The following is a 13,622-nucleotide window of genomic DNA, read 5'->3' as shown; positions in this document are numbered from 1 at the left end:
ACGCCGTCGTTACCGCGAGCGTTCTCCGTGGGTATGGTCCTGACAGACCGTTGACCACAGGAGGGCACCGTGACCGAATCGGCTCAACCACTGGCCGGGGTGCGTGTCGTCGAGATCGGCAGTTTCGTGGCGGTGCCATTGGCCGGTATGACGCTGGCGCAATTGGGTGCCGAAGTTATCCGGGTCGACCCGGTGGCCGGCGGCGCCGACTACCACCGGTGGCCGGTCACCGAGGACGGCAACAGCATCTACTGGACCGGATTGAACAAGGGTGTGCGCTCGGTGGCCGTCGACGTCCGCTCGTCCGAAGGCCAGCGACTGGTCCAGCGACTGATCACCGACGCCGGCGTCCTGATCACGAATGTCGCCGGTCGGCAATGGCATTCCTACGAGACGCTGGTGCAGGAGCGGCCCGACCTGATTCACGTCGAGGTGACCGGCCGCGCCGACGGTTCGACCGGCGTCGACTACACCGTGAACGCGGCCGTCGGATTTCCGCTGGTGACCGGGCCCGTCGAACACGGCGGACCGATCAACCACGTTCTTCCGGCCTGGGACATCGCCTGCGGGCTGTACGCCGCCATGGGCGTCACCGCCGCGCTGCGCCACCGCGACGCCACCGGTGCCGGAACCCGGATCGGCTTGGCCCTGGAGAACGTTGCCCTGGCCGCGGCCGGGTACCTGGGCTTGCTCACCGAACCGATGATCAACGGCACCCAGCGTGAGCGTGTCGGCAACGCCGTCTACGGCCAATACGGGCAGGCCTTCACCAGCAGCGACGGCGTGGCGTTCATGCTGGTGGCGCTGACCGGCCGGCACTTCCGCGACCTCACCGAAGTGACCGGGACCGCTAAAGCCGTTGCCGCGCTGGCGGACGCGCTCGAAGTCGACTTCACCGACGAGGGCCAGCGCTACCGGCACCGGGACACCCTCACCGGGCTGTTCAGCGTGTGGTTCGCCGAACACACAGCCGCCGAAATCGCTGCGGCCCTGGCGGACACCTCGCTGCTGTGGGACCGCTACCGCAGCTTCGCCGAAGTCGCCGGCAGCGAACGGGTTACCAACAACCCGCTGTTCACCAGGCTGCAGCAGCCACGCGTCGGCGAGTACCTGGCGGCGGGACTGCCGTTGTCGCTCGATCGGCAGCACCCACCCGCGGTGGCGGCGCCGGCACTGGGCGACGACACCGCGGCCGTGCTGCGGGACCGGCTCGGGATGACTCCACCGCAACTGGCCGCGCTCATCGACACCGGAACCGTCGCCGTCCGATGAGCCGCCTGCTGGAACTTCTTGACCTACAACAGGTCCGCCCGCGGGTCTGGGCCGGCCCTGCTGCCGGGCCAACCGGTAAGCGTGCCTTCGGTGGGCATTTGGCCGGTCAGGCGCTGTCGGCGGCGGGGCGCACCGTCACCGACATGGCGCCGACGAACATGCAGGTGCTGTTCCTGCGCGGCGGTGACGCCGACGCGCCCGTCGAATACACCGTCGAGCACGAGTACGACGGACGTACCGCGGCGAGTCGACGGGTACTGGCCCACCAGGACGAGCGGCTGCTGACCACTACCACCGTCATGTTCTCCGCACCGCTGGAGGGACCCGAACACGGCCGCGTGACCCAGCCCGGCGTCCATCCCGAGGAACTCGACCGCACCGGGCCCGCCGGCCCGGCGCCGTCGATGCCGCTCGACGAAATCGACATCCGGATCGTCGACACCGGTTCCGGTGAAGCGTTCACCCGTCGATTCTGGTGGCGCACAACGGTGTCGTTACCGGACGACCCGTTCCTGCACACGTGCGTCGCGGCCTACGTGACCGACGTCTACATGATCGATCCCGCACTTCAGGTGCACGGGCATTCGATGCGCGGCCGCACCCATCGCAGCGGCACCACCGCGTCGTCGATCTGGTTTCACCAACCGATACGCGCTGACCGGTGGAACCTGTTGGAATCGTCGTCGCCGGCCGCGGCGCGGGGGCGCGGTCTGGTCACCGGCGCGCTGGTCGACGCCGACGGCGCCATCCTGGCCACCCTGGTGCAGGAGGGCCTGATCGCCAACCGGTAACGGGGCGGTTGTTGTAATAGATCTACCTCGACGCGTCAAAGGAGCTGCACATGCGCACATTCTCATCGGTCGACGAACTGGCCGCGCTGACCGGGCAGGCCATCGGCTACAGCGACTGGGTGACCGTCACCCAGGAGGCGGTGAACCTGTTCGCCGACGCGACCGGGGATCACCAGTGGATCCACGTCGATCCCGAGAAGGCCGCCACCGGTCCGTTCGGCACCACGATCGCGCATGGCTTCATGACGCTGTCGCTGCTGCCGCAGTTCTTCAAGACCATGTACCGCGTGGACGGCGTGAAGATGGCCGTCAATTACGGTCTCAACAAGGTTCGTTTTCCCTCGCCGGTGCCGGTCGGTTCCACGGTCCGCGCGCACGGCTCCGTGGTGAATGTCGACGACCTCGGTGACGGCGCCTACCAGATCACCCTGTCGACGACGGTAGAAGTCGAGGGCGCCGCCAAACCGGCGTGCGTCGCCGAAAGCGTCGTCCGCTACATGACCTGATCGCCGGAAACCTAGGGCGCCTATGTGTCGCTGCGCATTTTCTGGTTGTTCGCGGGGTATTTTGCACTCGCAGGTCTCCAATGCGGCAGGTCGGATGGGCGATGAATGGCTTAGTCAAGGGCTTGGCGTTGCTGGCCGGCGTCACCGTGACGCTGATGCTGCCCCTGCCGGTGGCCCACGCGGCGGGCGTCACCTATACCGTCGAACCGTTCGACTACGACATGGTCCGTGGGACTTCGATGTCGGTGACGCCAAAGCAGCTGGGCGGCTTACTGTGTCCGTGCGTCAAGATTCCCTATCCCGCTGACGGTTTCCACAACGATCAGGGCGTGACGGCGATCGCGGCGACGGCACTGCGCGCCGGCGACACCGTGCTCGGATTCAGCCTGGGATCCCAGGTGATCTCGCTTTATCTGTCGAAGTACACGCCGCCGCCCGGGGTGCGGTTCGTGTTGTTGGGCGACACGTTCGCGCGCAACGATCAACTGAACTTCTTCAAGCAGGGTGTCCCGGCGAATATCGCGAACCAGGTGATCCTGGTCGCCCGCGAATACGACGGGTGGAGCGACTTTCCCACCAACTACCTGTCCCCCAACTATCAGCTGGCGCTGCAGAACGCACAGGCGGGTGGCGCCTACATCCACGACTACGTCACCGCTCGTCTGGACGATCCGGTCAACGTGGTGACCAATCGTGGCAACATCACCGCGATCCTGATCCCGACCCAGCAACTGCCGCTCAACCAGTGGCGACGGTTGTGGGGCCAGACCGCCCAGGCCGATCAGCTTGACGCCCAACAACGCCCGCTGATCGACAGCGCCTACACCCGTCCGGGGCCCACGTCTCAGCAGGTCGCCGCGTCGACGGCCGAGCAGCGCGCCAGCTTCTGGTGATCTACCGGTGCAGGGCGGCCACCAGATCGGCAAGGTCCGCGGCTGCGGGCCGGTAGCCGGGAAAGTAGCAGCACACCTCGGACGCGTGCGCGCCGTAGCGATGTCGGATCTGCGCGGCGCACTCCTCCGGAGTGCCGGCGACACCAAGGGTGCGCACCATCTGCTCGGTGATCAGCCCTCGCATGTCGGCGTAGCCGCCCTGCTTGGACAACGCGTTGAGCCGGGGCTGCAGCTCCGCCCATCCCTCCACAGCCAGCACCGGCTGATAATTGGGCGTCGAGCCGTAGAACGCGATCAGTGTGGCCACCCCGTCGACGGCCTTCGCCAGATCGGCCTCGCTGCGCCCGACCGCCACCATCGCCTGCGCCAGGATCTGAAACTCACCGGGCCGCCGGTCGGCGCGCCGTAGTCCCTCGGCGACCGCGGGCATGGTGCGTTCGGCGAAATGGCGAGTGCTGTTGAACGGCATGACAAGCAGCCCGTCGGCCACCTCCGCCGCGGTTCGGGTCATCACCGGCCCGAGCGCTCCCATCAGCACCGGCGGGCGACCGTACGGGTTGGGTCCGGGGTTGAAGTTCGGCGGCATCAACGTGTGCGTGTAGTACTCACCGCGAAACTTCAGCGGCGCCTCACCCTCCCAGGCGGCGAAGATCGCTTTGACCGCGGCCACCGACTCCGCCATCCGCTTTGCCGGCTGACCCCATTGGCTGCTGTAGCGCTTCTCGATGTGGGCGCGGATCTGCGATCCCAATCCCAGCCGGAATCTGCCCTGGCTGTAAACCTGTAGGTCGTACGCCGCGTGTGCCATATGCACCGGACTGCGCGGACCGGCGATCGCCACGTTCGTCATCAGATCCAGGTCGGATTCCCCGGCGGCGACCACCAACGGGAAGAACACATCGTGTTGACCCTCGAAGGTGAAGATGCCGTCGGCACCGATGCCGGCCAGCGCCCGCACACTGTCACGGACCTTCGCCGGCGCACCCTCGACCTGCAGATGTACCTTCACTTCCTTACCCGCACAGCGATTCCGAGAGTGACCACAGCCGTGCGGCACTGTCCGGATCGCCGGCGTAGGGCGCGACATCGGCGCGGATGCGGCAATCGGCGAGGTACACCGACCCGAGGTCGGCGAGTTCAGGCGCCACCGCGGCCCAGACCTGGGTGGCCGCACCGCGATCCACGGTCACGAACTCCCGGGTGACGTCAACCGGCTTCGTTCCCGGTTTACGCTGTGCCGCAGTACGGTTCGAGAGGCTGGTGAAATCGTCGCGGGTCATGTGACGGGCCAGCGCGGTGGCGACCACGCCGGGGTGCACGGCGTAGGCGCGTACCCCCTGATCACGCAGTCGTCGGTCCAGTTCCACGACGTGCAGGATATTTGCGGTCTTCGAGGCGCCGTAGGACAGGAACTTGTCGTACTCGCGCCGCTGCCAGTTGGGATCCTCGAAGTCGATGTCGCTGATGCGGTGTCCTTCCGACGACAGGGCCACCACCCGGGCGCCGCCGGCGGCGACGAGTTGCGGGATCAGCAGCCGGGTCAGCTCGAAGTGGCCGAGATGGTTTGTGCCGAACTGCATTTCGAAGCCATCGGCAGTGGTCCCCAACGGCGTGAACATCACGCCGGCGTTGTTCATCAACACGTCGATGCGGGGGGCCAGGTCGGCGATGGCCGCGGCCGCCGCGCGAATGCTGCTCAGCGAACACAGGTCCAGCTCGACCAGGGCGATGCGGGCATCGGGCTGTGTGTCACAGATCGATGCCTGCGTTTCGGCCAGCGCGTCGCGGTTGCGTGCGGCCAGCACCAGTTGCGCTCCGGTGGCCGCCAGCGCGCGGGCAGATTCGCGGCCGAGCCCCGAGGACGCACCCGTGATGATGCACGTCTTGCCGGTGAGGTCCACGCCGTCGACGACGTCCAGGGCGGTTGTTTGATCCACGGCTCAACCCTGGCTTAGTACAGCCAATGATTCAACAACGGTGCCGCGCGCCGCGCGCCGCCCGGTGGCAATCCGGAACGTCTCGACGGATCCGCCAGGGATGGTGCCCAGGCCCGCGGCGATCAGCGCTTGGGCCTTGAACGCGCGCGCCGCGGCGCCAGGCCGGTGACTCAGCGTGCGCGGCCCGCTGACCGGCACGTGGTCCCACACCAGCACTTCTGCGTGGGCGACCCGGATCAGGGTCTGCACCCGTGGATCCGGGTAGAGGTCCGCGGTGGTGACCACCATTCCCGGCAGATCGTCGGGTTCCCCGGCCGCCGCGTTCGGGTCGGCCACCTCGGCACCGAGGATCTGCAGCGGCCGCGGATCGCTGTCCCGCATCAGGATTGCCTGCACCTTCCAGCCGGCCGTTCCGTGGTCGAACAGCCAGCCGCCGGCGTGCGCGACCGCGTCCGCGCTGGTCGGCGCGATGACCTGCAGCCGGTAGTTCATCGCAGCACCCGCACCGGGACGTGCGACCAGCCCGCCACATTCTGCATGGTGACCCGCTTGCAGCCCGCCCAGCGGACCTCGTAGCGCGGCATCGCCTCGAGCATCTTCTCCAGTGCGATCGCGCACTCCATTCGGGCCAGCGCCGCGCCCAGGCAGCTGTGGATCCCGTAGCCGAAGCTGAGGTTCTGGGCCTGCGCGCGGTCACGATCGATGTCGAAGGTGTCCGGGTCGGTCCAGGCGTCGGGGTCGCGGTTGGCCGAACCGCCGACGAGAAACACCGGTTTGCCGGCCGGGATCGTCACGCCGTGCAGGTGCACGGCTTTCGTCGAGCGTCGCACGTTGTACTGGGACGGCGCCTCGTAGCGCAGCAGCTCCTCGATCGCAGCGGGGACCTTGCTGCGATCATCCAGCAACTTCTGCCATTGATCGGGATGCTGGGCGAACACCGTTGCCGCATTCCCGATCAGTTTGGTCACCGTCTCGGCGCCGGCCCCGCCCAGCAGGGTGGCGAAGCCCGCGATCTCCGAGCCGCGCAGCCGCGTCTTCTCCCCGTCGTCACGTTCGACTTCGGCGGCGATCAGATGGGTGATCATGTCGTCGCGCGGCTGTGCACGGCGCTGCTGGATCAACTCGTAGTACATCGCCCAGGCCTGCGCCATCGCCCGGACGCCGGCTTCGGACATCTCGATCTGTCCGGGCTCACGATGCAGGAGTTCGTCGATCCACAGTCGAACCTTCTGGCGGTACTCGGCGGGCACCCCGAGCATCCGGGTGATGACCTCGACCGGGAACAGCGCGGAAAAGTCCTGCACGACATCGAATTCATCGTCCCTGGCCAGGAAGCGTTCGATCTGCTCGGCCACCATCGGCTGCATCGCCGTGATCGCGCGCGGGGTGAACACCTTGTTCACCAGGCTGCGCATGTGCCGGTGCTCGGGGGGATCCAGCGAGATGATCATCTTGGCCGGCACCGGCTGACCGGTGCGCACCATCGCCAGGTCCACCCCATACGCCGATGAGTACGTCTCGAAGTCCTTGAACGCGGCGGCGACGTCCTCATGCCGGGTCAGCGCGTAGAAGTCGTACTCGGGGTTGTAGTACACCGGGGCGTCCTCGCGCATCCGGCGATACGTCTCATAGGGGCCGTTGAAGAAGTCCTCGGAGAACGGATCGAAAACCAGCTGCGACGTTCGCACCACACCTCCTGCAGCGGTAGACAGAACCGGACGACAAACAGTAAACCTTACAGTAATCTGTTTCGGCAACGGCTGGTTAGACTGGCGCAGCGTGGCACGCAGTGACGACGACAGCTGGGATCTGGCCACCAGCGTGGGGGCTACCGCGACGTTGGTCGCCGCCGCCCGCGCCATCGCCAGCAATGCCGAGAACCCGCTGATCAGCGACCCGTTCGCTGAGCCGTTGGTCCGGGCGGTCGGTGTCGATTTCTTTCACCGGGTGGGTGGCCGGCGATATCGATGTCGCCGACCTCGACGAAAGCGGATCGGGCTGGAAGCTGGCCTATATGTCCGACGCCATGGCGGTGCGCACCCGTTTCTTCGACGCGTTCTTGACCGACGCGATCGCGGCCGGCATCCGCCAGGCGGTGATCTTGGCCTCGGGGCTGGATGCGCGGGCCTACCGGCTGACCTGGCCGGCCGATATGACCCTGTTCGAGATCGACCAGCCTCAGGTCATCGACTTCAAGACCCGCACGATGACCGAACTGGGGGCCGCGCCGGCGACCGAGCTGCGAACGGTGCCCATCGATTTACGCAACGACTGGCCGACGGCGTTGCGCGGTGCGGGCCTGGATCCGTCCCGACCCACCGCATGGGTCGCCGAGGGCCTGCTCGGATATCTGACCCCGGACGCCCAGGATCGGCTGCTCGACCACGTCACCGCGCTCAGCGCCGCGGGCAGCCGGTTGGCCGTCGAAGCCGTCCCGGAGATGGCGCCGGCCGACGTCGACCGGGCCCGCGACACCATGCGCGCGGCGACATCCCGGTGGCGTGACCACGGTATCGAGGTGGAGTTCAGCGATTTGGGCTACGACGGCGAACGGCACAACATCGCCGACTACCTGCGGCTGCGTGGCTGGCGATCGGTGATGACGACCACCCGTCAGTTGTTCGCCGAGCACGACATTCCCGCCATTGCGCACCCCGAGGACTCGGTATCGGTCGCCGACACCGTCTACTACACATCCACCCTGGGTTGAGAGCAGGAGCCATGACAGACAACTCGATCGGTGTTCAACGCCGCGGCCTCAACGACGCGGTCACCCGGTTCTGGGGCTTCGCCGCGCCGGCCTACAACTTTCACGTCTTGCAGCGCTGGGTCTACCGGCCCGCTCAGGACGAGGTGATCGCGCAGCTGCAAAGCCACGCCGCCGCCAAGGTCGCCGACATCGCCTGCGGCACCGGTATCCTGGCGGACCGGATCGAGCGCGAACTGCACCCCGAGGCGGTGTACGGCGTGGACATGTCCGACGGCATGCTCGAGCAGGCACGGGCGCGCTCCACGCGGGTGCAGTGGCGCAAGGGGCCTGCCGAGCAGTTGCCGTTCGAGGACGGCGCACTGGACGCCGTGGTCACGACGTCGGCGTTTCACTTCTTCGATCAGCCCGCGGCGCTGCGCGAGTTCCATCGGGTGATCGCCCCGGGCGGGATGGTGGCCGTCACGACCATGAGCCCCCGTCAGACCCTTCCGCTGCACGGGTTCTCGGCCAATCTGTTCAACCCCGCGCACAACCCGTCACCGAAGGAGATGCGGGCGCTGTTCGAGGGCGCCGGCCTGACGGTGTGCGAGCAGCACCGAGTGCGTCGGCCGGCCTGGACGAAGGTCGTGTCGGATCTGTTGACCGTCGGCCTCAAGCTCTAACGGTCAACCGAGCCAGCCGCGGACACCGTCCCAGCCACCGCAGATGTTCCCGACACAACCCTGACCGAAGCCGTTGCCGCCCGGGCTCCAGCCACCACAGCCCTGCCAGCCGACGTCGCTGCCGCAGCCGTTGCCGCCGCCGCTGCCGTCCTGGCCGCCGCTGCCGGTCGGGTCGGCGAGCACCACCTGGTCGGGTGGCGCACCCGCCGGCGCATCGGCCAGGATCACCGCCGCCGGGGCAACAGCGATGGCTGTCGCGGCGCCCGCTACGAATACCGTTCCAACGAGTCTCCGTACGCTTAGCATGGCTTGATACTGCCGACTGTTCGCGCGATTGCCAACCGTAATGTGAGCACCGATACCGTTTTGTGAACCTGCGCGTCACGTCACCACGGCAGCTAATTGCGTTGTTACAGCAGCTCGTCCGCCGATTGGTCCCAGTGATCGAGGTTCACCGCGGTAGCCAGCGGACGCCGACGCACCGGTCCGTGCCGGCCCTTGGGCCAGCCGATCACGATGTGGCCGGCCAGCATCCAGTCGTCCGGAACGCCCACTGCCTCACGGAGCAGCGCCTCACCGCCGTACGAGCACCAACTGGTCATGCACGCGCCCAGGCCTTGGGCCCGCGCGGCCAACAGGAAGTTCTGCATCGCGGGGAAGATCGACCCGCCGAGCAACAGCTCGGAAGCCGTCGGATAGTGCTGCTGGACGAACAGCACCGACGTGAAGTCGCCGGCCCGGTCATGCAATTCATAGGTGGCACGGTTGGTGCGGGCGCGACGGCTGTCGTCCTCGGGCGCGGGCCGGCTCATTCCGTAGACCGGCTCGATCACCGCGAGCGCTTCGGCCGCGGCGTGGGCGACCACAGCGCGTTGGGCCGCGGAACGCAGCACGATGAACCGCCAGCCCTGTGCATTGGCTCCCGACGGCGCCCAGGTGGCGGCCCGCAGGCAGCGGGCCAGGGTGGCGTCATCGACCGGTGCGCCGGTGAATCGCCGGATGGTGCGGGCGGTCGCCAGCACCTCCCAGATATTCGCGCTCGGTTCGGCCATGCGGTCAGCGTTGCACACGCCGCGGCAACGCCCCGCGCGGCAGGTTCAGCGGCAGGCAATTGTAGGTCGCGATGCCCGGGGCGGCGGCCACCACCGAGGGGATCGCGTTGATCGGCGGCATCGCCGTCATGATGTGCCCCAACACCATGAAGTCCGCGATCGTCTCGCCGACGAAATCCGGCGGTGGCAGGAATCCGATGTTCATGTTCACCGTCGGCCGTCCCGCAATGGTGATCGCCCAGCCGTCGCCGTCGAGCTTCCAATCCGGGTCCAGGGCCTGACCCTTGCGCCAACGCACGTTCAGGTCCACGACGGTGGCACCGTCGGCGATGCCCTGCCAGCTCACGAACACCCCGGCGACACATCCGGCATTGATCACCCACGACCCCAGGTCCAGATCCTCGGTGGTCTGCGCATACTCTGCCTCGCAACGTATCTCGTCGAGTTCGACGCCGATGGCGTCGGCGATCAGCCGCACCGCCTCGGCGAAGATCGCGGTCCCCTTCTCCGCCATCGGCTGTAGACCGGGATCATCGATCGCGGTGCCGAATCCCACCGGCCGCTCGGTGGCCGGCGAGTCGTAGAAGGTGGTGTCCGCCGATTCGGCGATGGTGACCTTGTCGATCCGGTCGCATGCGGTGGCCGCGACGATGGCCAGCAGTTCGGCGAAGCCGGGGCTGACGCCGGAGCCGAAGATGGTGGATTCACCACGCCGGCAGGCCTCTTCGATGCGGTCTCGGTCGGCGCCGAGATTGTGGCCGGTGATGAACGACGCCGACGCCACCACGTTGATGCCGGCGGCCAGGATGCGGACCAACTCGTCGGCGTCGACCCACATCGGGTTGTACACGACGCAGTCCGGCTTCAACGCCAGCAGCGCGTCGACGTCGTTGGTCGCGGCGACCCCGATCGGATCGATGCCGCACAGTTCACCGACATCGCGACCGACCTTGTCCGGCGACCAGGCGTAGCAGCCGACCAGCTCGTAGTCGCGATGGGCGGCCAACGCACGCACGGAACTGGTCCCGACATTGCCGGTCGTCCACTGCACTACTCGGTAAGGCGCCATGGGTCGTGTCTACACGGTTCGCGCACGGATTTTTCCGTATCGGGAAAAATAGGCCCTCAGCGCCCCGCGCCCATCCGCGCCCCGCGCCCATCCGCGCCGAGATTGCAGCCACGTACGGCTGCGCTCGATGTTTTGCTACCACGATTCAATCTCGCGGCTGGGCGGCAAGCCGCTGTTCCAGACCGGCGAGAATCACCGCCAGGTTGTAGTCGAGTTGGTCGTCAACCGCACCGGCGTGCTGGCGGGCAGCGACGACCTGGCGCAGCACCGGGAAGTCCGCTTCGCCGGCACATGACAATGCGCTGACGACCTCGGGCACGTCGGGGTGCACGGGCACGGCCGCCAGCCCGGCGGCGAATGCGGTCTCGGTGATGAAGGTCAACACCCGGCCGGCCTCGTCGGGGTCGAATCCGGCGCCGACCAATGTCTGCAGGACGCTTTCCACCCGGGACAGCGCCCCCAGACCGCGGGCGCCGGGAAGCCGCACCGACAGCGCCAGCGCACCGAGTTTGATCGTCGCGTCGCGCTGCGCGGTGGCGTAGCAGCGCAAGACCTCACGCCAGTCGCCGGCGTCGGCCAGGTCGATACGGGCCAGCTCGGTTTCGAAGACGTCCAGCGCCACCAACTCCAGCAGGCCGTCACGGTCACCGACGTGGTAGTTGAGTGCCTTGGGATCGACTCCGAGCGCGTCGGCCACCGCCTGCATGGTCAACGCCCCGGGCGCGACGGTCCGTGCCGCGGCGGCGATCAGCTCCCGGCTGAGCTGGCGCGGGCGACCGCGACGACGCACCGGTTGTGCACCGCCCGGCAGGTCGGCAGCGACGCGGCTCACCCGTCGCCCGCATCGGCTTGCGCGCGCCGCTCGGCTTGCCGCTTGAGCCCGTCGGCCTCCATGTCGACGTACTCGCGCATGCGGCGGCCGGCGAGCAACCTGCCCAGCCAGGCCAGCGGGCCGGTCATCGCGAAGGTCAGCTCGGCGCGGACACCGCCGTCGATGGGCGTGAGCTCGTGGTAACCGGTGAAGTGGGCGCCGGGCGCCGACGCGGTCCAGGTGAAGGACCGTTCGCTGGCCAACTCGGTGACGGTCCAGACCGTCGGGCGGCCCGCCGGTTGCCGGACGGTGGCGGTGCTGCCGACGCGCAGCGGTCCGGAATCCAGCCGGGTGATCTCGCGCATCGATGCCGTCCAGTCCGGCCAGTTCTCCACATCGATCAGTACCTCCCACACGTCGCTGGGGCGGGCGGCGATCGTGTCGGTGCGGTTGTAGTGCATGGGTGTGCTCCTTCCGCGTACCCCGACCTGACTGGGACGTTACCGAAGATCAGCGGCGCGCAGCAGCCCACCGAGCCGGTGCAGCGCATCAAGGTATTCATGCTCGGCGGGCGTGCCGTATCCCAGCACGATCCCCTCGGCTCGTCGCTGCCCGTGCCAGAACGGCGCCAGCCCGGTCAGGGCGATTTGACGTTGCCGCGCGGCGGCCAACACATCGGTCTCGGCGATCCCGTGCGGCAGCATCACGACCGCATGCAGCCCGGCGGCGATGCCCTGCAACACCATCATGGGCGCGTCACGACCGAGCGAGTCCACCAGCGCGTCTCGGCGCTGCCGATAGCGTCGCCGCATCCGCCGGATGTGACGGTCCAACGCTCCGGATTCGATCAGCTCGGCGAACGCCAACTGGGCCAGGATGTCGGTGCCCCGGTCGGCGCGGCGCTTGGCCTCCACCACGGCGTCGACCAGCGCGGCCGGCAACGCAAGCCACCCCAGCCGTAGCCCGGGGGCCAGGCTCTTGCTGGCGCTGCCGGCATAGACGACGTGCTCCGGTGCCAGGCCCTGCAGCGCGCCCACCGGGTGGCGGTCGTACCGGAACTCCCCGTCGTAGTCGTCTTCGATCAGGTAGCTGTCCCGCGCGGCGGCCAGCCGGACGAAATTGGAGCGCCGGTCGGCGGCCAGCGTGGCACCCAGCGGCGCCTGGTGGGCCGGAGTCAGCAACACCGCGGCAACCGAACCGGCCAGCCCGCCCGGATTCGCGCCGTCGTGATCGACGTCGAGGGGAATGACCTGGAGCCCACTGGCGGCCACCGTGGCGCGATGGTCGGGCAGGCACGGGTCCTCCACGGCGATGGCGTGCGCTCCCGCGGCAGCCAGCGCGTCGCAGACCAGCCGCAGCCCCTGGGTGAATCCGCTGCAGATGACGATGCGCTCCGGGGTGGCAAGCACGCCACGCACGCGTCCCAGATAACCGGCGAGTTCCGCACGCAACCGCAGCGATCCCCGCGGGTCGAGCGGACCCAGCTCCGAGTGCGGGGTGACGTTCAGCGCTCGCCGCAGCGCGCGCAGCCAGTCGGTGCGCGGAAACATGCTGAGATCCGGGCGCCCGAGCCGGAAGTCGGCCACCACCCGCGGCGCAGTGGACACGGCTGTCGCCGTTGGTAGACCCCCCGGGCTCTGCGCGACCTCGGTGGCGGCTCCCTGCCGGCTGCGCAGGTACCCCTCGGCGACCAGTTGCGCGTAGGCCTCGACCACCGTGCCGCGCGCGACGCCGAGCTGTCCGGCCAGCGCCCGCGAGGACGGCAACCGCATGCCCGGCGTCAGGCGCTCATCCCGAATAGCCTGTCGCAGCGCATTTTCCAGCGCACCGCGGCGGCCGTGCGCCGGGGGGAGTTCGAGATGCAGGTCCACGCCACCCGCCTCACTGGTCCACAAATCTGGCATAGAACTGGACCTTAC

Annotated in this window: 16 protein-coding genes and 1 pseudogene; 7 read left to right on the top strand and 10 right to left on the bottom strand. The window is 68.1% G+C overall.

Annotated features, from left to right (window positions below; all coding sequences use genetic code 11):
* Positions 1 to 69 precede the first annotated feature (69 nt).
* The 4 genes from AC5Y36_RS20865 (at position 70) to AC5Y36_RS20850 (ending at position 3,462) form a co-directional block, all read left to right on the top strand.
* Positions 70 to 1,272 (top strand): CoA transferase, encoded by a 1,203-nt coding sequence (locus AC5Y36_RS20865; protein ID WP_500042864.1) that lies wholly within the window; start codon positions 70 to 72, stop codon positions 1,270 to 1,272.
* Complete coding sequence (locus AC5Y36_RS20860; protein ID WP_500042863.1) at positions 1,269 to 2,063, top strand: acyl-CoA thioesterase; 795 nt, start codon at positions 1,269 to 1,271, stop codon at positions 2,061 to 2,063. Before AC5Y36_RS20865 ends, AC5Y36_RS20860 begins: the two co-directional genes overlap by 4 nt.
* Positions 2,064 to 2,113: 50 nt before the next feature.
* On the top strand, positions 2,114 to 2,569 hold the full coding sequence (locus AC5Y36_RS20855) for a MaoC family dehydratase (RefSeq protein ID WP_500042862.1): 456 nt from the start codon (positions 2,114 to 2,116) through the stop codon (positions 2,567 to 2,569).
* Positions 2,570 to 2,670: 101 nt separating this feature from the next.
* Positions 2,671 to 3,462 carry a PE-PPE domain-containing protein gene (locus AC5Y36_RS20850; protein ID WP_500042861.1) on the top strand — a complete coding sequence of 264 codons (792 nt, stop codon included), beginning with the start codon at positions 2,671 to 2,673 and terminating at the stop codon, positions 3,460 to 3,462.
* Position 3,463: 1 nt separating this feature from the next.
* On the opposite strand, the gene AC5Y36_RS20845 is transcribed toward AC5Y36_RS20850, so the two are convergent.
* Genes AC5Y36_RS20845 through AC5Y36_RS20830 form a run of 4 tightly spaced genes read right to left on the bottom strand, consistent with a single transcriptional unit; the run spans position 3,464 to position 7,087 of the window.
* Positions 3,464 to 4,471, bottom strand: coding sequence for a TIGR03617 family F420-dependent LLM class oxidoreductase (locus AC5Y36_RS20845; RefSeq protein WP_500042860.1), 1,008 nt, complete (start codon positions 4,469 to 4,471; stop codon positions 3,464 to 3,466).
* Between the two features lie 4 nt (positions 4,472 to 4,475).
* Positions 4,476 to 5,399: an SDR family NAD(P)-dependent oxidoreductase gene (locus AC5Y36_RS20840; RefSeq protein WP_500042859.1), complete on the bottom strand. Its 924-nt coding sequence runs from the start codon at positions 5,397 to 5,399 to the stop codon at positions 4,476 to 4,478.
* Positions 5,400 to 5,402: 3 nt separating this feature from the next.
* The gene (locus tag AC5Y36_RS20835) at positions 5,403 to 5,891 is read right to left on the bottom strand and encodes a hypothetical protein (RefSeq protein ID WP_500042858.1); all 489 of its coding nucleotides are present in this window, start codon (positions 5,889 to 5,891) and stop codon (positions 5,403 to 5,405) included.
* Positions 5,888 to 7,087, bottom strand: coding sequence for a cytochrome P450 (locus AC5Y36_RS20830; protein ID WP_500042857.1), 1,200 nt, complete (start codon positions 7,085 to 7,087; stop codon positions 5,888 to 5,890). The genes AC5Y36_RS20835 and AC5Y36_RS20830 overlap by 4 nt, the downstream gene beginning before the upstream one ends.
* Before the next feature lie 91 nt (positions 7,088 to 7,178).
* On the opposite strand from AC5Y36_RS20830, the pseudogene AC5Y36_RS20825 reads away from it, so the two are divergent.
* From AC5Y36_RS20825 to AC5Y36_RS20815, 3 genes and pseudogenes are all read left to right on the top strand, one after another.
* Positions 7,179 to 7,361: pseudogene (locus tag AC5Y36_RS20825) on the top strand (class I SAM-dependent methyltransferase); the annotation flags it as partial.
* A gap of 52 nt (positions 7,362 to 7,413) precedes the next feature.
* A complete protein-coding gene (locus AC5Y36_RS20820) occupies positions 7,414 to 8,109 on the top strand; it encodes an SAM-dependent methyltransferase (protein ID WP_500042891.1) in 696 nt (231 codons plus the stop codon).
* Between the two features lie 11 nt (positions 8,110 to 8,120).
* Positions 8,121 to 8,771 carry a class I SAM-dependent methyltransferase gene (locus tag AC5Y36_RS20815; protein ID WP_500042856.1) on the top strand — a complete coding sequence of 217 codons (651 nt, stop codon included), beginning with the start codon at positions 8,121 to 8,123 and terminating at the stop codon, positions 8,769 to 8,771.
* Positions 8,772 to 8,774: 3 nt separating this feature from the next.
* On the opposite strand, the gene AC5Y36_RS20810 is transcribed toward AC5Y36_RS20815, so the two are convergent.
* From AC5Y36_RS20810 to pdxR, 6 genes are all read right to left on the bottom strand, one after another.
* The gene (locus AC5Y36_RS20810; RefSeq protein WP_500042855.1) at positions 8,775 to 9,077 is read right to left on the bottom strand and encodes a hypothetical protein; all 303 of its coding nucleotides are present in this window, start codon (positions 9,075 to 9,077) and stop codon (positions 8,775 to 8,777) included.
* Between the two features lie 104 nt (positions 9,078 to 9,181).
* Positions 9,182 to 9,823 carry a nitroreductase family protein gene (locus tag AC5Y36_RS20805; protein ID WP_500042854.1) on the bottom strand — a complete coding sequence of 214 codons (642 nt, stop codon included), beginning with the start codon at positions 9,821 to 9,823 and terminating at the stop codon, positions 9,182 to 9,184.
* Positions 9,824 to 9,827: 4 nt separating this feature from the next.
* Positions 9,828 to 10,892 carry an NAD(P)H-dependent amine dehydrogenase family protein gene (locus AC5Y36_RS20800; protein ID WP_500042853.1) on the bottom strand — a complete coding sequence of 355 codons (1,065 nt, stop codon included), beginning with the start codon at positions 10,890 to 10,892 and terminating at the stop codon, positions 9,828 to 9,830.
* Between the two features lie 145 nt (positions 10,893 to 11,037).
* Complete coding sequence (locus AC5Y36_RS20795) at positions 11,038 to 11,724, bottom strand: TetR/AcrR family transcriptional regulator (RefSeq protein WP_500042852.1); 687 nt, start codon at positions 11,722 to 11,724, stop codon at positions 11,038 to 11,040.
* The gene (locus tag AC5Y36_RS20790) at positions 11,721 to 12,164 is read right to left on the bottom strand and encodes an SRPBCC family protein (protein ID WP_500042851.1); all 444 of its coding nucleotides are present in this window, start codon (positions 12,162 to 12,164) and stop codon (positions 11,721 to 11,723) included. The genes AC5Y36_RS20795 and AC5Y36_RS20790 overlap by 4 nt, the downstream gene beginning before the upstream one ends.
* Positions 12,165 to 12,203: 39 nt before the next feature.
* Positions 12,204 to 13,574: a MocR-like pyridoxine biosynthesis transcription factor PdxR gene (gene pdxR / locus AC5Y36_RS20785; RefSeq protein WP_500042890.1), complete on the bottom strand. Its 1,371-nt coding sequence runs from the start codon at positions 13,572 to 13,574 to the stop codon at positions 12,204 to 12,206.
* Positions 13,575 to 13,622: the final 48 nt, after the last annotated feature.

The sequence above is a fragment of the Mycobacterium sp. NGS50 genome (assembly GCF_059812545.1).
The sequence above is the reverse complement of the archived record's forward strand: the minus strand, read 5'-3'. Positions and strand labels throughout refer to the sequence as shown.